The organism is Streptomyces gobitricini, from assembly GCF_039532985.1.
Classification (GTDB): domain Bacteria; phylum Actinomycetota; class Actinomycetes; order Streptomycetales; family Streptomycetaceae; genus Streptomyces; species Streptomyces gobitricini.
This window is the reverse complement of record NZ_BAAASR010000018.1, coordinates 195,753-215,632: the sequence shown is the minus strand read 5'-3', so window position 1 is coordinate 215,632 and position 19,880 is coordinate 195,753. Positions and strand designations below refer to the sequence as shown.

The window sequence follows — 19,880 nt, the reverse complement described above, 5'->3', positions numbered from 1 at the left end:
AGTACACAGGCGCCTGCCATTTCCGGCCCGGCTATCCGTATGCGGCGGACCGAAGTGCTGCCCATGAAAGGCGGCTTGCCACCTGCGCTCACACAAAAGCCGGAAGGCGGACATACCCGCTCAGGGATCGGGAAGCCGACATGGCAACCCGAGGTTCGCGAGAACGAAAGGGAGAATGTCATGGCCGCCGAACGAAAACCCGCGCAAAGCGAAGCCGGCCTGAACACCTTGGCCGTCGAACAATCCTGGCGTTTCGAGGGCGCACTGAGCAATGTGAGCGAGGCACGCGAGGGCGCGGCCGTCTTTCTCCACGGTTTGGCGCGCATGCAGCCGCCCACCTCGCCCGACGCACACGACGACGTGGTGTTGGTCGTCGCCGAATTGGCCTCCAACGCCTTCGCGTACGCCCCCGGCCCCTTCAGCCTCCATATGCGGGCCGTGGCCGACACCGTGCAGGTCGCGGTGGCCGACACCAACTCCGCGGCGCCAGAGGCCCGTCCAGTCGACCTCACCGGCCGGGGCGGGGTGGGATGGCACCTGATCAACACCGTCGCCGAACAGACCATCACCGTGCCCAACGACGAGGGCAAGACCGTGTACGCCTTCCTCGCCTGGTGAGGTGGTCGCGCCGGCCGGCCTCACAAGCGGGCCGACCGAACGGGCCCGTCGGAACCGGTCGGAAGCCCTCCCGTAGAGTGGGCGCCGGGCCGTGACTGGCGCTTGGGTGGAGTACCACCGGGGAGCGGCCCGGCGGACCGACGCCACTGCCGCGCGCCTGGGCGATCCACTGATGACCGCCCGGAGCCCGTCATGTCCTCCACTCCCGCCACCGCCCGCCTGATGGACGGCAGCGGCCTCGCCCGCCGCCTCCTCGCGGAGACCGCGGCCCGCGCCGCCGGCCTCGCCCACCGCACCGGCACGCGGCCCTGTCTCGCCACCGTCCTGGTCGGCGAGGACCCGGCCTCGGTGACCTATGTGCGGATGAAGCGAGCCCGCTGCGAGAAGGCCGGTATCCGATCCCGCCACGTAGAGCTGCCCGCCACGGCGACCACCGCCGAACTCGTCGCCGTCCTCGAAGGCCTGTCGAACGATCCCGAGGTCCACGGCATCCTGCTCCAGCACCCGGTCGGCCCGGGGATCGACGAGCGGGCCGCCTTCGAGGCGATCGCCCCCGAGAAGGACGTCGACGGCGTCACCTTCAGCTCCTTCGCGACGATGAGTTTCGGTCTGCCGGGATTCGTCTCCTGCACGCCCGGCGGCATCATGCGGCTGCTCGACGCGTACGACGTCGATCCGGCCGGCAAGCGCGCCGTCGTCGTCGGGCGAAGTGCCATCCTCGGCAAACCCGTCGGCATGATGCTGCTCGCACGGAACGCGACGGTGACCTACTGCCACTCGTACACCGCCGACCTCTCGGCGGCCGTACGGGAGGCCGACATCCTGGTCGCCGCGGTGGGACGGCCTCGCTTCATCAAGGGCGAGGACCTCAAGCCGGGCGCCGTGGTCGTCGACGCTGGCTACAACCCCGGAAACGTCGGTGACGTCGACTTCGAGACCGCCGCCACCCGCGCGAGCCTGATCACGCCGGTGCCGGGCGGCGTCGGGCCGATGACCATCGCGGTGCTGCTCGCCCAGACCGTGGACGCGGCGGAGCGGCAGCTCGCGTAGCCCCGTGTCGCGCGGGCGCCGTGCGGTCCCCCGTACGGCGCCCGGTACTGGTACCCGGCCGACAGCCGGCGGGGGCAGGAGCCGTGCGTGCGCCGCCGCGACCGCACGCCGCAGTGGCGCGTGCCCCCGCGCCCCCCGTGCCCTCGTGCTGCCGCCCGGGCCAGCGAGGGCGGGAGCCCCTCCTCGGTCGGCCGACCCCCACAGTGCCCTGACGGCAGGCGCCCGTCCGGGGCCCTCCGGACGGGCAGCCCGTGGCCTCAGACCTCGTCCTCCAGGGCGCCGGCCAGGGCGGTGGCCGGGTCGTGGCCGGGCGGCCCCGCCGGAACCCAGCGGCCGGACTCCTCGCGGTACGGCCACCACCGGCCGTCCCGGTCCAACCGGAGCTGCATGTCCGTCCCGGCCACTGCCCATCGGCCCGGTCGGTCGGGCCGCAACAGTGGACGCTCGCCCTCCTCCCAGCCGGCGGCGAGCCCCGCCTCGGCCCGCGCCAGCAGCTCCGCCCCGGGCGTCCAGTCCTCGTCCAGCACGGCCAGCGCCTCCGCGCCGCCCAGCCGCCACGCGCGCGTGGCCACGTCCAGGTCGGCCCGCCCACGGCCGGTGCCGGTGGCGAGCCGGTCGAGCGCGGCCGGTGCCCACGTCGCGGAGGCGGCCAGCCGTGCCGCGTCCTGTCGGGCCGTCAACGGCACCTCCACCGGCCGGTCCTCGTGTCCGGCCACCAGTGCTTCCGCCAGCATCCGGTACGCCCGTGCGGCCGCGTCCGCCGCGAGAGCCTCCAGCGCCGCCGGGTCGACGCCCCGCGCCGGGCGGGTCTCGGTGTCCAGCGAAGGCGGCTCACCAGGGGAGTCCGGCAGTGGCGGCGGGTCCGGCAGCGGCGGGAGGATGTCCCGGGCGGCGAACGCCTCGTCCGCCCGTACGCCCTCCGGTTCGCCCGCCACCGGCTCCTCTCCGCCCCGGTCGGCGCGCGCCGCGCGCGCCGTAGTGCGTTCCTGCAACTCGTCGAGCAGCCGCCGCTCCCCTCGGCCCCGCATGAGGAGGAGCACGAAGGGATCCTGATCCAGCAGCCGTGCCACCTGGTAGCAGAGGGCCGCCGTGTGCGGACAGTGATCCCAGGCGTCACACCCGCACTCGGGCTCCAGATCGCCGATGCCGGGCAGTAATTCGACGCCTGCCGCGGCCGCGTCCTCCACCAGGTGCGGCGGCATGTCCCGGTCCAGGAGGGCGGCGATATGCCCCGCCCGGTCCACCGCCATGTCCAGGAAGCGGTCCCATTGCTCCGCGGTCAGCTCCCGCAACAGCACGTCGCTGCGCTGTGCTGTTCCGTCCCGGTCCCGTACGACCGCCGTGATCCGGCCGGGCCGCACCGAGACCGCGCCCACGGCGCCGTCCCGGGCCTGCTTGCGCCCCTTCTTCAGCTGCTCGCCGTCGAGGGCGGTGTCCTCCAGCGCCTTCAGCCACGACCGCCCCCACCAGGTCTGGGCGAAGCCCCGGCCGTGCGCGGGAGGCAGCGCGGCGAACGTACGCTCCCCGTCCTCGTCATGCCTCATCGCCCACTCCTTCGCGCGTCCCGTGCGTCCTGCATGTCCTGCATGTCCTGCGTGCCCTGCGTGCGTCGCGCGCCTCGTGTGTCCCGCACCCCGCGGAGCCGCACGAGCTCGGCCAGTTCGTCGTCGGTCAGTTCGGTCAGCTCGGTGAGGGCACCGTCCCCACCGGATCCGAGTACGGAATCGGCCAGTTCCTTCTTGCGCGCCAGCATGTCCGCGATCCGGTCCTCGATCGTGCCCTCCGCGATCAGCCGGTGCACCTGGACGGGCCGGGTCTGGCCGATGCGGTACGCGCGATCCGTGGCCTGCGCTTCCACGGCCGGGTTCCACCAGCGGTCGTAGTGCACCACGTGTGCCGCGCGGGTGAGGTTGAGCCCGGTGCCCGCGGCCCTCAGCGACAGCAGGAAGACCGGCACCTCACCGGCCTGGAAGCGGTTCACCATCGCTTCCCGCTCCGCCACCGGAGTACCGCCGTGCAGGAGTTGGCCACGCACCCCCCGGGCCGCCAGATGTTGCTCCAGCAGCCGGGCCATCCGCACGTACTGCGTGAACACCAGCACGCTCGCCTCCTCCGCCAGGATGGTGTCGAGCAGCTCGTCCAGCAGCTCCAGCTTCCCGGAGCGGGCGGCGAGCCTCGGGTGCTCCTCCTTCAGGTACTGCGCCGGGTGGTTGCAGATCTGTTTGAGGGCCGTGAGCAGCTTGACGACGAGGCCTCGGCGCTCCATCCCGTTCGCCTCCGCGATGGCCGCCAGGGTCTCGCGTACGACGGCCTCGTACAGGCCCGCCTGTTCGGGAGTGAGCGACACCACGAGGTCGGTCTCCGTCTTCGGTGGCAGCTCCGGGGCGATGCCGGGGTCGGACTTCCGGCGGCGCAGCAGGAAGGGCCGTACCAGTGCCGCCAGTCGCTGTGCGGCCGCCGGGTCCGCACCTTGCTCCACGGCCCGGGCGTACCGGCCGCGGAAGGTCCCCAGACGGCCCAGCAGCCCGGGGGTCGTCCAGTCCAGGACGGCCCAGAGTTCGGAGAGGTTGTTCTCCACCGGGGTACCGGTCAGCGCCACCCGCGCCTTGGCGCCGATCGTGCGCAGCTGTTCGGCGGTCGCCGAGTACGGGTTCTTGACGTGCTGCGCCTCGTCGGCGACCACCATGCCCCAGCCCACGCGCGCGAGGCGGGCGGCGTCGAGTCGCATCGTCCCGTACGTGGTGAGGACGAACTCGCCGTCGCCGAGACCGTCCAGGTCCCTGCCCGGGCCGTGGAAGCGGCGCACGGACGTGCCCGGCGCGAACCTCTCCACCTCCCGTTGCCAGTTCCCCATCAGGGACGTCGGGCAGACGACGAGGGTGGGGCCGGCCGCGGCCGCGTCGGTCTGCCGGTGCAGGTGCAGCGCGATGAGGGTGATCGTTTTGCCCAGGCCCATGTCATCGGCGAGACAGGCGCCCAGCCCCAGCGAGGTCATCCGGTGCAGCCAGTTCAGGCCGCGCAGCTGGTAGTCGCGGAGGGTCGCGGCGAGCGCGGCGGGCTGCCCGATCTCCTGTCGGCCCGTCCCCGGCTGCCCGCCCTCCTCGGGGTCGGCGATCCGGTCACGGAGCGCCTGGAGCCACCCGGAGGGCCGCACGTCGACCTGGCGGCCGTCCACCTCGGTGGTACCGGTCAGCACGGCGCTGAGCGCGTCGATGGGGGTGACCTCGCGGTCCCGGTGGTCCCGGGCGCGCCGGGCCTCCTCCGGGTCGACCAGTATCCATCGGTCGCGCAGCCGCACCACGGGACGCCCGGCCTCGGCGAGCCGGTCCAGCTCGGCGCGGGTCAGCTCCTGGTCGCCCACGGCGAAGCGCCAGTTGAAGGCGAGCAGCGAGTCGGCGGACAGGAACGACGGCAGGCCCGACTCGCTCCCTGCCTGTCGGCCTTTCCCCTGCCGGTGTTCTCCCTGCCGGTCTCCGTGCCGGTCCTCTCCCTCCCGGTCCTCTCCCCCCTGGTCCTCCCGGCCGCGGCCGGGACCGTCCTGCTCCGGTGGCCCGATGACGGCACACGCGGTCAGCGTGCGCGCAAGCTGCCTGGGCCAGTGCACCTGTACGCCAGTGGCCGCCAGTGCTCGTGCCGCCCCACCCAGCAGCTCGGTGACCTCCTCGTCGGCCAGATCGAGGGCGTCCGGAACGGAGGCGGACAGCAGCGGCGCGAGCGCCGGCCACGCCCGGGCCGCGCGACGCAGCGCGAGGAGCGCGTCCATCCGCGTACGCGGGCCGAATCCGTAGCCGGCCTCGCCCGACCACACGTCGGCGGCGTCGGCCACCAACGCGGGGTCGCTGACGCTGTGCATCTGGAGGACGGCGCGGAAGGCCGGGCCTCCGGGCGTGTCCAGCCCCGGCGCCTCGACGCGCAACGACAGCCGTACGCCCGCGTCGTGGCCCGCCGCGACGTCCGCCGCCCAGTCGCTCTGCTCGGGCACGTGCTGCGGCTCGTACGCGGCGAACGCGTACCCGCCCGCCGCGAGCGGTGCCGCGGGTGTACGGGGGAGCGCGTCGGCCACCGCGTCCAGGAAGGACCGCAACAGCCGCTCCGGTTCGGCCAGGAGGGCCATGCCGTCCGCCGCCTCGCCCACCGCAGTCGCGTGGGCGCTCGGCGGCATGGAGGCGGCCAATTCCCGTACCCGCTCCAGGTCCTCGGTGGTGAGCGGTCCGGCGCGCCACGCGTCGTGATCGGTGCCGCTGAGGCCTGGCAACACCAGTCCACGCGCCACCAGTTGGAGGGCGAGGAGAGCCGCGGCCCCCCAGAACGTGGTGGCGGGGGAGGCCCGGGGGACGCGCCTTGCCCGGGTGAGCAGGGGTAACGCCTCACCTACCGGTATCACCAGCGCGCGCACGGCGGTCGGACGCGCGTCCGGGGTGACGACGGACAGCACTTCCACCGACCCGCTGCCGACTGCTGCGGCGATGCCGGAGATGCCGGAGTCCGCGTCGACGCCGGACGCGGGGCCGTGGTCCGGGGCGGGTGCGTGATGGCCGTGGCGTTGGGTGCTGGTGCTGGTGCTGGTGCTGGTGCTGGTGCTGGTGCGGGCGTGGGTTTGGGTTTGGGCGTCGTCCGACGGGGGTTCGGCTCCGCCGGGCAGCCAGAACGCAACGCGTCCCGCACGAGGCGGGTCGGCGGGCAGGAAGAGCGTGGCACAGCGGACGAGTCGGGGCACGTCGGGAGCCGGGTGAGGTGTTGCTTCGGGAAGCTTGTGCACAGCGCTGACACATTCCTCAAATTTGACTAGCGGGAGTCGAGCCGCCGAGGGTAGCCGATGCTCTCTCTCGGCGAGAGGGGATTCGCCGTGACATAGGCCACTTCGGGTCCAGGGTGCAGGCAGCACCACCCCAGTACCCTGGGAAGCCCCACCCCACATCCGGGTGGTGGTGCCATGGCTCTGGGCCTCTGCTCATCCGTACGTTCATAAGGTCGGCGCACGTCGGCGCACGAGACCTCATCAGACCGGAGCAGCCATGCCACAGGTCACATCCGCCCTGACGATCCCCGCCCCGGCAACCCCGGCAACCACTTCCGGAGCCGCTGTCGGCGCCCCGGGGGGCAGGCGCGGCTCCCGGAGCGAGTTCGGGCCCCTTCTCCGTACGATCAAGGAGCAGGGGTTGCTGGAGCGGCGCACCGGCTGGTACGCGTCCGGCATCGCCCTGAACCTGCTCGCTCTGATGGCGGTTGCCGTCGGCCTGATGCTGTTCGGGCATTCCTGGTGGTCTTTGTCGCTCGCCCTCCCCCTGGCCGTGTTCTCCGCGCGGGCGGCCTTCTTCGGCCACGATGCCGGGCACTCCCAGATAAGCGCCGACAGGGGAAGGAACCGCCTCATCCAGCTGCTGCACGCCAATCTGCTGCTCGGGATGAGTCAGGAGTGGTGGAACGACAAGCACAACCGGCACCACGCGAACCCGAACCACGAGGAGAAGGACCCGGACGTCGCTCCGGACGTCCTCGTCTTCAACCAGCACCAGGCGGTGGGACGCACCGGCTTCCGCGGCTGGCTGGCCCGCCACCAGGCGTGGCTGTTCTTTCCGCTGACCACGCTCGAAGGCCTTGCTCTCAAGGTGTACGGCTTCCAGGCGCTGTTCTCCAAGGACGGCCCGCGTCAGACACCGCGCGAGCGCGCGATCGAAGGTGGCCTGCTGTTCGCCCATGTCGCGGGGTACGCGGCCTTGCTGCTCGCCACCATGCCGGTGGGCCAGGCCGTCGTCTTCGCGCTCGTCCACCAGATGCTGCTCGGACTCCACCTGGGCATGGCCTTCGCTCCGAATCACAAGGGCATGGAAGTGCCCGACCCGGACGGCGAACCCTGGGGCCATCTGCGCCGACAGGTGCTCACGTCCCGCAACATCCGTGGTGCCGCTCTCACGGACTGGCTGCTCGGCGGCCTCAACTACCAGATCGAACACCACCTCTTCCCCAGCATGCCGCGCCCCCACCTGCGGCTGGCCCAGCCCGCGGTGCGTGCCCACTGCCGCTCTCTGGGTATCCGGTACACGGAAACCGGACCGCTCGACTCGTACCGCCAGGCGCTCGGGCATCTGCACGATGTCGGCAAGCCGCTTCGTACGGCCTGAGCGGCGCTCCCGGAACCGGAACGCTTGATCAGGCGTTCACTGATCAGGAAGCGGCCGTCTCCGGCCGTGAAGGAGGCGTCGAACATGTCGACAAGAACGAAGATCGCCATCGGGGGAGTGGCCGTGGGCCTTCTCCTGTGGCCCCTGATCGGGTTCTGGATGTCCCTGCTGGTGGTCATCGGCGTTCCCGCCGTCGCCTACCTCGCGCTCGACCCGGGCCAGCGTCGCCGGCTGCGCCGCGTCAGTCGTAAGGAGCTCGGCCGCTGACCGCCGACGGACAGCCCCGGCCGGCGCCGCTCCGACATCGTCGGGGCTCCGGGCGGCCCGGATGCAGCGATCATGGTGATCGGTGAGACGCCACCGGCACCGGCGCGACGGATGGGGGCCATGATGGGCGGAACGGTCACAGCGGTCAGCAGTAACGGCGAATATGCGTTCACCAAGCCGAACCGGCCGGGCATCACCCTGCTGGCCGGGCTGGGAGTGGAGGGGGACGTGCATGCGGGCGTCACCGTGAAGCACCGCTCCCGCATGGCCCAGGACCCGACGCGGCCCAACCTCCGGCAGGTGCACCTCATCCACGAGGAACTGTTCGAGGAAGTGGCCGAGAAGGGCTTCACCGTCCGGCCGGGCGACCTCGGCGAGAACATCACCACCCGGGGACTCGACCTGCTTACCCTCCCCACCGGCACGCTGCTGCACATAGGCGCGGAAGCCGTTGTGGAAGTGACCGGACTCCGCAACCCCTGCCTCCAGATAGACGCCTTCCAGGACGGGCTGCTGAAGCACGTCGTCGGGCGTGATGAGAAGACGGGTGCCGTCGTCCGCAGGGCGGGCATCATGGCCGTTGTGACGATCGGAGGACCGGTCCGACCGGGCGATACGGTCGCGGTCGAGCTTCCGGACGGCCCGCATCGTCCTCTCGACAGGGTCTGAGCAGCGCGTCGGGGGGTACCCGCCCGGCCGGAACGCCGGAGGGAGACACCATGGACGACGACAAGCGACTCGAAGGTCCGGGCGAGGGCGGGCCCGGAGTCCCGAGGGACCTGCCCGACGAGCAGGCGGGCGGTGCCCCTGACCACTGGGACCCGGACATGGCCGAGGCGGTGGGCACCGACGACCGGGAACAGATCCCTGCGGAGGACACTCCCGAGGACGGCGCGCCGGAGGACGGTGCACCGGAGGAGCCCACCGGCTGAGTACAGGGGCCGGCCTGCCTGTCAGGCCGGCCGTACCGCCATCGCGTCGAGGGCGGTCAGCAAGGACGGCAGGTGGGGCCCGCGACCGATCGGCAGCACTTCGCGGGGCATCTCGTCCAGCAGGACGAAGGCCATGTCGTCCGTTCTGGCGACGACCGACCATCCGGGCCCGTCCGCCCGCAGCGTGCGCGCCCCGCCGGGAGCGAAAGCCGACCGGACCCGACCGGGCGGCGGCGGCTCCTCCAAGTAACGGTGCAACTCGGCCAGAACCCGCCGCACCGGGTGGTGCGTGTCGTCCGAGGGCTCAAGCGATGCCCGCTCCTCCGGCTGCTGTGCGGCGGAGGTCTGCGGTGTGGACCGCTGCTCGGCGGCCGCCCGGCCGGCCGTCGCTTCCGGGGCCGTCGACGGCTGCCCTTCGGGGCGCCGGTCGTCGAATGCCTGGCTGCCGGAGGGGGGAGGAGTCTCCTGCGGCCGGGGCGCGTCCGGCAGCGCCGAAACCGCGCCGCCGGTGTCAACGCCGGTCGGCGGTACGGAGGCGTCCTGTCCCAGCTGCTCACGCCAGACCGGCCACTGGAGTGCCACCTCGTCGGCGCCCATGCGGCGCTGCGCAGGACCCCACTGGCCGGGGTCCGGCGGTGTCAGGGGCCGACGCTCGCCGGGCCCGGTCTCCGGGTCGTGCGGCGGGGGCACGTGCGGGGCGGCGACCGCCACGGCGAGGGGCCAGCCCGGCAGGGCCATGACGACGCTGCGCTCGTCGGGAGACAGGTCGTGCTCCATGCCGCAGTCCCACGACGCGATCGCCACGGCGACCAGCGACACGTCGTCGACGACGACCGTCCACCGGGCTCCCTCGCCGTCCTGGCCGAGCACCAGCCCGTACCCCTCCGCGTACGGCTCCAGCCCGAGTGCCGCACAGGCCTCGGGATAGTCGTCACCGAGCAGGCTCGGGAACTGCGCGGGCGTCAGCAGCACAGCGGTCAGCACATACAGCGCGTCGTCGTCCGCGACACCCGCGTCCACCGGTTCCGTCCCGGTCATGGCGGCCTCCTCCCGACGTTCCCGACGTTCGTCGGCGCACCCTAACCAGCGAGTAACCCCCACGTCGAGGGCCCGACCGTCCGAACCGTGACGACACCGGCGCGCATCGGCACGCGACACCGCGACACACCGCGACACCCCGACGCCGGTCTCAGGCAGTCGGCAGGCCCATCAGGCGGTGGGCCACGGTCTGCGGGGACTCGTCCCGCTCGCGGGCGAGGGCGATGACCGCCCGGCACGCCAGTTCGCTCACCCCGAAGGACAGGGCCTCCGGCGACACCCAGCCCTCCGCCTCGTCGGCCCTTTCCTGGTCGTCGTCCGCGCACGCGGCCACGTACGCCGCCGCGGCCTCGAATATGTTGTGCTGACGGGCGCCGCCGGACCGCCCCGGCCCGCTCCCGCCCCCCTTCGCGGGGCCAGGCGTTGTGCCGGGCCCGAGGAACGACCTGACGAACGGCCTGAAGGAACCGAAGAACGTGCGGAGTCCGTTGAACACCGGGCTCACCTTCCCGCTGCGCGGCGGCACCGCCGCCGGTCTTCCGACTCTGGACCTCCAACGTAGAGTCCGACCCGCACGCGCAGAAGGGGACGGCGAGGGCGCGACAGGGGCCCGCCCCGTCCGTCAGCCCCGGCGTACGGCGAGAGCGAGGAAACGATCGTCCTCGTCCATGTACGAGGTCATGTGCCACCCCGCAGCGGCCAGCAGCGGCCGCAGGTTCGGCTCCGCCCGCAGGTCGTCATCGGTGAGCCGCCGCCCATGGCGGGCGGCCAGCGCCGCGCGTCCGACCGCGTGGAACAGCACCAGCCGGCCGCCCGGCCGTACGACCCGCGCCAGCTCCCGCAGGTCATCGGCCGGCCGGGCCAGATGCGAGACGAGCCCCGCGCCGAAGACCGCGTCCAGTGCCCCGTCGCGGAGCGGCAAACGCGCCACGTCGCCCTGCACCAGCGCCCCGCTGCCCGCCCGCCCTGCCCGTACCGCGGCGGCCAGCATGGCGGGTGTCAGGTCCAGCCCGATGACCGTGCCCTCCGGACCCACGGCCTGCCGCAGGTGCGGCAACGCGCGGCCCGTGCCGCATCCCGCGTCGAGCACCGTGTCACCGGGTCGCAGCCCCGCGTCGGCGACGGCTGCCGCGAACCTCGGGCCGTCGTCGGGGAACCGGGCGTCCCAGTCCGCCGCGCGGGCGCTGAAGAATTCCTGCACCTGTGTGTGGTCGTCGGTCATGTCGACATGATCCCGTACACCCGCATCGGGGGTACGGCGCACTCGTTCGAACATTCCATGATCGTTCACGTGCTTGTCTCCGTCGTACTCCGCCGACTCGAGGAACGCGCGCAGGCGCGGCGGGCTCTCACGGTCCAGGGCTCAAGGCCGCCGGCTCGGGGCCCGGGGCCCGGTCTTCCTGGCTCAGGCACCGGGCCTCACGTTTTGGGGCGTCATGCGGAGGAACCAGTCCCGCGCGGCGTCCGCGGCCTGTTCCAGCGTCCCCGGTTCCTCGAAGAGGTGGGTGGCCCCCGGGATCACGTGGAGTGTGCACGGCGCGGTGAGCTGTCGCGTCGCCTCCTCGTTCAGCCGCAGCACCTCATGGTCGTGTCCGCCGACCACCAGCAGGACGGGCGCGCGGACGCCGGCGAGTGCGGCGCCCGCGAGATCCGGGCGCCCACCTCGCGACACCACGGCACGCACCTGCTCCGTCCTCTCGGCAGCCGCTACCAGTGCCGCCGCCGCGCCCGTACTCGCCCCGAACAGGCCCACCGGGAGCTTGCCCGTGTCCGGCCGGTCGTGCAGCCAGTCCACCGCCGCCGTCACGCGCCGTCCCAGCAGCGGGATGTCGAACCGTATCTCGGCGGTGTCCATGTCCACGCGCTCCTCATCAGCGGTGAGGAGATCCAGGAGCAGGGTGCCAAGCCCCGCGTCCCGCAGGGTCTCGGCCACCGCGCGGTTACGGGGGCTGTGCCGCGAGCTGCCGCTCCCGTGGGCGAAGGCCACCACGCCCCGGGCCTCACGCGGCAGTGCCAGATCCCCGGCCAGCGTCACCACACCGGCGGGTACGGAAACCGCCTCTGATGCCATCGCCATGGATGCACCTCCCGTGCCGGGTCCTGCGCCGCGCCCCGTCGCCCCGGAGGCCGCGCCCCGAGCGGCCCATGAGGCCGGACCATCGAGTACCCCTCCGGCTGGGATACCCACGACTGACTGCCCGGGGAATCCGGCCCATCGCCCCTGGAACGGTCGCCTCACGTGCCGGACCGCGCGCCCGGAACGGGTACTGGTGTCGGGCTTACTTCCGAGAAGAGTGATCGCCGGCCTCTAAACGGCCCGACAGCACCTCCCTCGGCCTCAGGCCCCTGGTCGCCGACGGGTTCGGGGACGGCAGACCCCCGGCGGACGGGGGCGGTGAGATCCGGTCTTGCGTGACCGAACAGAGGCCACATTCCGCCGAGTTGTCCACTCACCTGTAAGCGCTCCATGGTCCGCGCGCGACTGCCGCAGATCGCCCCGTGAGGGCATGTCCAGGCCGTGCCCGCCGTCCCGGGAGTGCTTGCCCTGCTCCCGTCAGTGCGTAAGGCTTACGTGACAGCGGGGAACGTGCGGCACGGGGAGGACCGGACATGGCTCTGGACAAAGGACTCGACTGGCTCCTGGACGACCTGACGGAACGCGTCGAGCACATAAGTCACGCACTGGTGCTGTCCAACGACGGCCTGGTCACCGGGGCGAGCACCGGGCTCGCCCGGGAGGACGCGGAACACCTCGCCGCTGTGTCCTCGGGGCTGCACAGCCTCGCACGAGGATCCGGTCGGCATTTCGGGGTGGGCAGGGCACGGCAGACGATGGTGGAGTTCGACGACGCGATGCTCTTCGTCACCGCGGCGGGTGAGGGCAGCTGCCTGTGCGTCCTCAGTGCGGCCGAGGCCGATGTCGGCCAGGTCGCCTACGAGATGACGCTCCTCGTCAACCGGGTCGGTGAGCACCTCGCCGTCGCCACCCGGCAACCCGGCGGCGCGGCGCTCACGGATCGCTGACCGACGCGCACCACTGACGACTCCGCGTCCGGCCCAGGTTATCCACAGGCCGGACGCGTGTGGGCTCGATCGCGCTACCTTCGTGACTCAGCGTAATCGGAACCATGGGGGAGTCGTCATGACGATGAAGGAAGCAGTCACCGCGCACACCGTCGCCTACGGACGCGCCGCGCAGCAATTGTCATTGAAGAGGAACGAGTTCGATCTCGCCGTCCAGCTGGGACACGTGCGGACGGTGCCCGGCGGCGTCGACGGAGGGCGGCCGCGGGTGGCCACGGAGGAGATCGAGCGGCTGCGCGCCGCGCCGGACTTCCCGGCCGGTCTGCGCGACCGCGTCCGTACCGTCGGAACGACGAGCGCCGCCGAGCTCGCCTCGATCACCGGCGACCGCTTCACCAAACTGGCCAGAACCGGACACCTCACTCCCGCCACGTTCTACCTCAACCGCTACCGGACAGTCGTATGGCTGTATGTCGCCGGTGAGGTACGGGAGTTCGCCGCACGCCATCCCGAGCTGCTCACCGGCAGGCTCCCGGCACCGGTTCGCGCCCGGCTCGACGCGGGGGAGGATGTCCGCGCGCGCAACTGGCGGGCACGGCGACTCGGACTCCTGCTCCGCCGGGCCGACGACCCCTGGGCGGCCGCGGCGGCCATCGCGTCGCTCCTCACGTCCGACCAGGTCGCCGAAGTGGTCGGCGATCCGTACGAGCGGGCCCACCTCGATCTGCTCCGCCCCGCACCTCCGCACGCACGGCCGGAGTCCTTGGCCGCCCGGGACATCATCGACCGGCTCCAGGTGGCGGACGACCCGGACGAGATCATGTGGCACCGGATGAGCCTGGCACTCGCCCTTGAGGAGGCGCGGGCGCTCCGGCCTGCTCCCCGGCCGGACGGCACCGGCCACCGGCTGGGTCAGCGCCCGCCGGACGGACACGGCCGTACCGGACTGTTGCACCGCCTCCGGCTGGGCAGGCGGAGGGTGGTGCGGGCCGGCTAGTGCTGTGACCGCATAAGTTCGCCGGGTCGGTGGTTGGATGGGTGGTGACGTCCGTTGCGTCTGCTGGAGGTGTGGTGGCTGAGCCTACGCGGGTGCGCAAACCGACCGATCAGGAAGGGCGCAAGCTTCAGCAGATCGTGCGCCGGGGCAGGACCGGTTCGGTGCGCTTCCGGCGGGCGATGGTGCTGTCGGCGTCCGCCGACGGAAACCGCGTCCCGGTGATCGCCCAGCTGGTCCAGGCAGACCAGGACACGGTGCGCGAGGTGCTCGCCGCCCGGGCCCCGCACCGCTTGTTGCGCTGGCGCGATGCCAGCGTCCGTCACCCTGACGTGCTCGCCGCTCCGCGTGAGGGACGCGCCCGCATCCGCTGCGAGAAAGGCATCCGCCGGGGTGGCAGACCGCTCACGCCCGCCGCCTCCCCACCCCGGTGCGGCAGTGCTCCGGGGTCCCACCCGGCTTGATCTCCCCGCACGGGCCACAGACACAACTGAGAGGAACAGCACCCGTGAGTGAATGGCAGCTGTCCGAGACGTTCCACAGCACATCGGGCGACGTTCGCTGGGGCAGCCTCGGCCACCCCGGCCAGAATCCGGTCGTGCTCCTGCACGGCACACCCTTCTCCTCCTATGTCTGGCGCGCCGTCGCCCGCGCGCTCGCCCGCCATCACCAGGTGTTCGTGTGGGACATGCCCGGTTACGGGGCCTCGGAGAAGTCCGCCGACCAGGATGTCTCCCTGGCCGCCCAGGGCAGGGTCTTCACCGAGTTGCTGGCGCACTGGGGCCTTGAGGAACCGTTGGTGGTCGCCCACGACTTCGGTGGTGCCGTCTCCTTGCGGGCGCATCTGCTGCACGGAGCCCGTTACCGCGCGCTCGCGCTGGTCGACCCGGTCGCGTTGGCCCCGTGGGGCACCCCGTTCTTCCGGCTCGTCGGCGAGCACTCCGAAGTCCTCGAACAACTGCCGCCCGCACTGCACCACGCTCTGGTGCGCGAGTACATAAGCTCGGCCAGCAGCCCTGGCCTGCACCCTGTCGTCCTCGACCGGCTCATCCAGCCCTGGCTCGGCGACCTCGGCCAAGCGGCCTTCTACCGTCAGATCGCCCAGGCCGACCAGTTCCACACCGACGAAGTGCAAGACCGGTACGGCGAGATCGGCTTCCCGACATTGGTGTGCTGGGGCCAGGACGACACCTGGCTCCCCATAGAGAAAGGACGGGAACTCGCCGCCCGCATCCCAGGCGCACGGCTTGAACCAATTGCCGGTGCGGGCCATCTCGTCCAAGAAGACGCACCTGCCGAACTCACAGCCGCTCTGATGGCCTTCCTCCCGTACCCACACTGACACCCAACACAAGCCGGTGAACCTTCCCGCCGGCCAGAGCGCTGGGGCCGGGCCTTGTCCCACGGGGCCGGCGGGAGGGCGCCGTTCGTCAACCGCGCGGCAGGACGGTCGCCAGCACGGCGGGAAGCGGGTACCAGTCGGCCGACACCACGCTGGCGTGCCGCCCGGCGAGGAGGGCGACCCGCTCCCGTGCCTGCGCCTCGGTCGGGCGGGTGCCGTCGATGGCGGGAGCCACGTTGTGCGCGTCCGTCATCACCACCAGGTAGTGGCGGCTGTCGTACCAGCCGGTGTCGATGGCCCCGCCCGCATAGGCCGAGGCGTCACCGTCGAAGACGACGAACCAGGGGCGTATGCCGGTGTCCGCGTACCGGGTGCGGGGGTCGCCGGTGGCCGCGCGGTGCACGGCGGGGAACGCGGCCGCTTCCCGCAGCCGTCCTGCCGCGGCCAGGTTCCGCAGGTGTGTGGCGTACTCGCGGTCGGTCCACAGGGTGTCGAGCGGGTTGTCCTCCTCGACGGTTCCGGGGATGAGCTCGACCACGAACTTCCCTGCCATCGCCGAGCGTGTGGGCCATCCGTCGATCCGTGCGGCGGTGTCGAGATCCGGGTGTTTTCCGGCCAGATCGGCCGGCCGGAACAGCGCGTCGCCCAGCCGGGCCGTCAGCAGCGCGTCCAGTGCAGCCGGGCCCCGGCCGCTCCTGGCCTGGAAACCGTCCTTCAATTCGATCTTCAGCAGGATGGGCCGGTGCCCCGGATGGGCGTCGTGCCAGGCCCGGATGTCCGAGAGGCACCCGCCGAGGTCCTGGTTCCTCGACTTGGTGCGCAATTCACCGGCGTGCGCGGCGTTTTCGCAGTTGTTGTCGTTACCGAGGGGGTTGCTGTGGGAAACACGCCAGGATCTGCCGAGCGCGTTCGTCCACACGTCTATCTCCAGCATGCTCGCGCCGGAGTCCAGCGCGTCCGCGAAATAGGAGTACTTCCCCTTCTCGTAAGCGTTGTGGACGCCCACTCCGGTGGAGTCGGAGTAGGCCGCCTGCCCCGGATCGACGGTCGAACCGGACGCGGAGCGGGCCTGGCCCGGGGCGACCCCGAGCGAAAGAGCACCGGCCAACACGGCGGAGGCGGCTGTCATCGCCGTACGCGACACCTTCATCATGAACTCCCTGCACCAGGTCGACGTCCTTCAAGTCGAGCGAAGCGTAGGGGAGTTGTCTGAACAGGGGGAGACCTTGCGGCGGCGGGCGCGGGAACCGGGACGGCTTCCCGGTGACCACCGGGGCCGTGTGCCCCTTCTTGCGGCACGGGGACAGGACCCGGCGGAGACTCCGGTCGACACACAGCCGCCGCCGAACTGCTCCTACGCGACATCGAGCCACGACGCACCGTCAGGTCCCGAGGGTCCTCACTGAACGTGGGACAGGCCGGCTGCTGCAGTGCCTTCTTCGGCGGCCCGGCTCCCGCTCGTACCGCTCGCCCCTATGGGCAACGGCCATGTGATGCACCGGCTGGGCGGGCGCCGGTCCGTCCGGCCGCCTCGCCACGCCGGGGCCATCGGCCCCCAGGTCTTGAAGGGGTGACCGGGTGGCGGGCCGGCAGAGGCGGTGCCCCTCGACGTAGTGACCGAACCGACCGAGCCAACCAGACCAGCCGGAGCAGCCGCAGCAAGCGGACCGACCGGACCGCCGGGCGCTGGGACCTGGCCGCCCTGCCCGACCGGACCGACCCGACCGACCCGACCGACCGCACCGGCCGGACCGGCCGAGCCACCGGACTCAGCGTGGTCGTCCGTCGCGGTAGCGCGGAACGCACCCCCGATCCAGACCGTTCCAGACCGTCCCGGACGGGCCCCGGACGGGTTCGCGCCCGGTGCTTCACCGACGGGGAGCGCGCCGGAGACCCGGCCGCCGAGCCGTCGGTGCGCCGGGGCATGGCGGCGCCGGCCGCCACCACCGGAGACACGGTACGCAACGCCGCCCGGGCGAGCCGGTCCGAGTCCCTGGGCCCACGGTGACTGCAAGCCCCCGCCGCCCCGGGGGCCCAGGTGAGGCGGCGCCGTTCCGGGCCTCGGGCGGCCCGCCCACGTGCGCGGGAGGCTCGGGGCGGGCACCATGGCCCTATGCTGCTGGCCCGACTCGCGGAGGTCTCCGACCAGGTCGCCGCCACCTCTGCTCGCTCCGCCAAGATCGCCGCACTGGCCGACCTGTTCTCCGCGACCTCGCCTCAAGAGACCCCCCTGGTCATCGCCTACCTCGCGGGACGGCTGCCCCAGGGACGGATCGGCGTCGGCTGGAGCACCCTCAAGGCGGCCGTCCCACCCGCCGACGCGGCTACGCTCACCGTCGCCGATACCGACGCGGCCCTCACCGCGCTTGCGCGGATCGCCGGTGCCGGGGCCCAGGCGGAGCGGCAGCGGTTGGTACGGGAGCTCATGGGCGCCGCCACCGCGGCCGAGCAGCGGTTTCTGGTGCGGCTCCTGACCGGTGAGGTCCGGCAGGGGGCGCTGGACGCCATCGCCCTCGAAGGTGTCGCCAGGGCGGCAGCGGCACCCGCCGCCGATGTCCGGCGAGCGGTGATGCTCGAGGGGTCCTTGCCCCGCGTGGCCCAGGCGTTGCTCGCCGAGGGGCCGGCCGTGCTGGAGCGGTTCCGGCTACGGGTGGGCAGCCCCGTCCACCCGATGCTGGCCCACACCGCCAAGAGCGTGACCGAGGCCATCGCCGCGCTCGGACCCTGCGTCGTCGAGGAGAAGCTCGACGGTATCCGCGTCCAGGTGCATCGCGCCGGCGACGACGTCCGCCTCTACACCCGGTCGCTCGACGACATCACCGACCGGCTTCCGGACGTCACGGCCGCCGCGCGTGAGCTGCCGGGGGACCGGTTCATCATGGACGGCGAGGTGATCGCCCTGGACGCCACCGGCCGGCCCGTACCGTTCCAGGACATCGCCTCCCGGGTCGGCTCGCGGGTCGACGTGGCGACCGCCGCTGCCGCCCTGCCCGTATCGCCGGTCTTCTTCGACGTCCTGGCAGCCGACGGGGCCGTCCTCGTCGACCTGCCCGGCCACGAGCGGCACAAGGTCCTGGCACGGCTGGTGCCGGAACCCATGCGGGTGCGGCGCAGTGTCGTCGAGGACCCAGGGGACCCGGAGCAGACCGCAGCGGCCGAGGCGTTCTTCGCCGACACCCTCCGGCGGGGCCACGAGGGCGTGATGGTGAAGGCCGTCGACGCCCCCTACAGCGCAGGCCGCCGCGGCCGCTCGTGGCTGAAGGTCAAGCCCGTGCACACCCTCGACCTGGTCGTCCTGGCCGCCGAGTGGGGCCACGGCCGCCGCACCGGCCTGCTCTCCAACCTGCACCTGGGTGCCCGCACCACCGACGGTACGTTCGTGATGCTCGGCAAGACGTTCAAGGGCCTGACCGATGTAATGCTCCGGTGGCAGACGGAACGGCTGCGGGAACTGGCGGTCGAGGACGACGGCTTCACCGTCCGCGTCCGGCCCGAGCTCGTCGTCGAGATCGCCTACGACGGTCTGCAGCGCTCCTCGCGCTACCCGGCGGGAGTGGCGCTCCGGTTCGCCCGGGTGCTCCGTCACCGTCCCGACAAGCCGGCGGCCGAGGCCGACACCATCGACCAGGTCCTGACGCGCGGCGGGCCTCCGCCCTCCGGGGATGTCTGAGGCCCGCGCCCACCACACGGGCCGGCCCATGGTGGCCCCTCGTCGTCGCAGCCGTCCGCGCCGGCGGCCGGGAGCCGCTCAGCCCTTCGACGTCGTGTACCGGTACCGGGCCCACAGCGGCAGCACGAACCAGCACGTCAAGTACCACGCCACCACGCCCGCGACCAGCCACGGAACGAAGTCGTCGTGCGTGGCGACCCGCAGTACCAGGAACAGTGCCGATATCAGCGTCGCCAGCAGCAGCACGAGGCCTGTGAACGTCAGCCGCGACGCCCATACGACGGCCCTGTCCTTGATCTGCCGTCCCGAGACGATGCGGTGGAAGGACACGGGCCCGATCAGGGCCCCGGTCGCCGAGGCGCCCAGCACCACCGTGGTGATGTAGATGGTCTTGTCGGTGCTCGACAACTCGACGAACTTCTGCGTGAAGACCACCGTGAGCAGGAAGCCGAAGAGGATCTGCACGCCTGTCTGGGCGACACGGATCTCCTGTATCAGCTCGGCCCAGCGCCGGTCGGCGCGCTCGTCAGGTGTCTCGTTCCGTCCCCGCGGGGACTCTCCCACCGTTCCGCCGCCGTTTCCGGCCCTACCCCGGTCTCCGTGCTCAGGCATGCTGTCCTCCCGGTCCGCCTCGCACTGGCCTTCTAACCCCGAACGGCCGGATCAAGCACCGGGGCCGCCCCGTACGGCAGCCGAAGGAATCGACGGGTGTCGATCACGCTGAACGCGACCGGGTGTGTGCGCAGTGCCCATGCTCGTACGAACCTCCCGGACGCCCCCCGGGCGCCGGGTGGCCGGGCTTCGGACCGTCTTGGCGGCCGGG

General features: G+C 72.2%; 18 protein-coding genes, 1 pseudogene and 1 riboswitch. Of the genes and pseudogenes, 11 read left to right on the top strand and 8 right to left on the bottom strand.

Annotation, left to right across the window (positions count from 1 at the left end; translation table 11 throughout):
- Window positions 1-180 precede the first annotated feature (180 nt).
- Both ABD347_RS16415 and ABD347_RS16410 read left to right on the top strand, forming a co-directional pair.
- Window positions 181-618, top strand: a complete 438-nt coding sequence (locus ABD347_RS16415) for an ATP-binding protein (RefSeq protein WP_344361727.1) — start codon at window positions 181-183, stop codon at window positions 616-618.
- A gap of 81 nt (window positions 619-699) precedes the next feature.
- Window positions 700-788: riboswitch (ZMP/ZTP riboswitch) on the top strand.
- 22 nt (window positions 789-810) lie between these two features.
- Complete coding sequence (locus ABD347_RS16410) at window positions 811-1,668, top strand: bifunctional 5,10-methylenetetrahydrofolate dehydrogenase/5,10-methenyltetrahydrofolate cyclohydrolase (protein WP_344361724.1); 858 nt, start codon at window positions 811-813, stop codon at window positions 1,666-1,668.
- A gap of 257 nt (window positions 1,669-1,925) precedes the next feature.
- On the opposite strand, the gene ABD347_RS16405 is transcribed toward ABD347_RS16410, so the two are convergent.
- Window positions 1,926-3,212: an SWIM zinc finger family protein gene (locus ABD347_RS16405; RefSeq protein WP_344361722.1), complete on the bottom strand. Its 1,287-nt coding sequence runs from the start codon at window positions 3,210-3,212 to the stop codon at window positions 1,926-1,928.
- Entirely contained in the window at window positions 3,209-6,427 is a 3,219-nt protein-coding gene (locus tag ABD347_RS16400) for a DEAD/DEAH box helicase (protein WP_425575669.1), read from the bottom strand. The genes ABD347_RS16405 and ABD347_RS16400 overlap by 4 nt, the downstream gene beginning before the upstream one ends.
- Before the next feature lie 256 nt (window positions 6,428-6,683).
- Between ABD347_RS16400 and ABD347_RS16395 the strand changes: the two genes are divergently transcribed.
- The 4 genes from ABD347_RS16395 (at window position 6,684) to ABD347_RS16380 (ending at window position 8,989) form a co-directional block, all read left to right on the top strand.
- Window positions 6,684-7,790 (top strand): fatty acid desaturase family protein, encoded by a 1,107-nt coding sequence (locus ABD347_RS16395; protein WP_344361717.1) that lies wholly within the window; start codon window positions 6,684-6,686, stop codon window positions 7,788-7,790.
- Window positions 7,791-7,874: 84 nt separating this feature from the next.
- Entirely contained in the window at window positions 7,875-8,057 is a 183-nt protein-coding gene (locus ABD347_RS16390) for a hypothetical protein (RefSeq protein WP_344361714.1), read from the top strand.
- A 120-nt stretch (window positions 8,058-8,177) separates the two neighbouring features.
- On the top strand, window positions 8,178-8,726 hold the full coding sequence (locus ABD347_RS16385) for an MOSC domain-containing protein (protein WP_344361711.1): 549 nt from the start codon (window positions 8,178-8,180) through the stop codon (window positions 8,724-8,726).
- Window positions 8,727-8,776: 50 nt separating this feature from the next.
- Entirely contained in the window at window positions 8,777-8,989 is a 213-nt protein-coding gene (locus ABD347_RS16380; RefSeq protein WP_344361710.1) for a hypothetical protein, read from the top strand.
- Between the two features lie 21 nt (window positions 8,990-9,010).
- On the opposite strand, the gene ABD347_RS16375 is transcribed toward ABD347_RS16380, so the two are convergent.
- The 4 genes from ABD347_RS16375 to ABD347_RS16360 form a co-directional block, all read right to left on the bottom strand.
- On the bottom strand, window positions 9,011-10,027 hold the full coding sequence (locus ABD347_RS16375; protein ID WP_344361707.1) for a hypothetical protein: 1,017 nt from the start codon (window positions 10,025-10,027) through the stop codon (window positions 9,011-9,013).
- Between the two features lie 151 nt (window positions 10,028-10,178).
- Entirely contained in the window at window positions 10,179-10,523 is a 345-nt protein-coding gene (locus tag ABD347_RS16370; protein ID WP_344361705.1) for a hypothetical protein, read from the bottom strand.
- A 126-nt stretch (window positions 10,524-10,649) separates the two neighbouring features.
- On the bottom strand, window positions 10,650-11,249 hold the full coding sequence (locus tag ABD347_RS16365) for a class I SAM-dependent methyltransferase (RefSeq protein WP_344361702.1): 600 nt from the start codon (window positions 11,247-11,249) through the stop codon (window positions 10,650-10,652).
- Window positions 11,250-11,432: 183 nt separating this feature from the next.
- Window positions 11,433-12,098 carry a dienelactone hydrolase family protein gene (locus tag ABD347_RS16360; RefSeq protein WP_344362372.1) on the bottom strand — a complete coding sequence of 222 codons (666 nt, stop codon included), beginning with the start codon at window positions 12,096-12,098 and terminating at the stop codon, window positions 11,433-11,435.
- Window positions 12,099-12,637: 539 nt separating this feature from the next.
- On the opposite strand from ABD347_RS16360, the gene ABD347_RS16355 reads away from it, so the two are divergent.
- From ABD347_RS16355 to ABD347_RS16340, 4 genes and pseudogenes are all read left to right on the top strand, one after another.
- Window positions 12,638-13,051, top strand: a complete 414-nt coding sequence (locus ABD347_RS16355) for a roadblock/LC7 domain-containing protein (RefSeq protein ID WP_344361699.1) — start codon at window positions 12,638-12,640, stop codon at window positions 13,049-13,051.
- 118 nt (window positions 13,052-13,169) lie between these two features.
- Window positions 13,170-14,048, top strand: coding sequence for a DUF6397 family protein (locus ABD347_RS16350; RefSeq protein WP_344361697.1), 879 nt, complete (start codon window positions 13,170-13,172; stop codon window positions 14,046-14,048).
- Between the two features lie 74 nt (window positions 14,049-14,122).
- A pseudogene (locus ABD347_RS16345) lies at window positions 14,123-14,317 on the top strand (IS630 family transposase); the annotation flags it as partial.
- 236 nt (window positions 14,318-14,553) lie between these two features.
- Window positions 14,554-15,387 (top strand): alpha/beta fold hydrolase, encoded by an 834-nt coding sequence (locus tag ABD347_RS16340; protein WP_344361695.1) that lies wholly within the window; start codon window positions 14,554-14,556, stop codon window positions 15,385-15,387.
- An 88-nt stretch (window positions 15,388-15,475) separates the two neighbouring features.
- Here ABD347_RS16340 and ABD347_RS16335 read toward each other — a convergent pair whose 3' ends face one another.
- Complete coding sequence (locus tag ABD347_RS16335; RefSeq protein WP_425575667.1) at window positions 15,476-16,516, bottom strand: phosphatidylinositol-specific phospholipase C domain-containing protein; 1,041 nt, start codon at window positions 16,514-16,516, stop codon at window positions 15,476-15,478.
- 984 nt (window positions 16,517-17,500) lie between these two features.
- On the opposite strand from ABD347_RS16335, the gene ABD347_RS16330 reads away from it, so the two are divergent.
- Window positions 17,501-19,057: an ATP-dependent DNA ligase gene (locus ABD347_RS16330; protein ID WP_344361690.1), complete on the top strand. Its 1,557-nt coding sequence runs from the start codon at window positions 17,501-17,503 to the stop codon at window positions 19,055-19,057.
- Window positions 19,058-19,135: 78 nt separating this feature from the next.
- Here ABD347_RS16330 and ABD347_RS16325 read toward each other — a convergent pair whose 3' ends face one another.
- Window positions 19,136-19,669 carry a DUF6328 family protein gene (locus tag ABD347_RS16325; RefSeq protein WP_344361687.1) on the bottom strand — a complete coding sequence of 178 codons (534 nt, stop codon included), beginning with the start codon at window positions 19,667-19,669 and terminating at the stop codon, window positions 19,136-19,138.
- Between the last annotated feature and the right edge of the window lie 211 nt (window positions 19,670-19,880).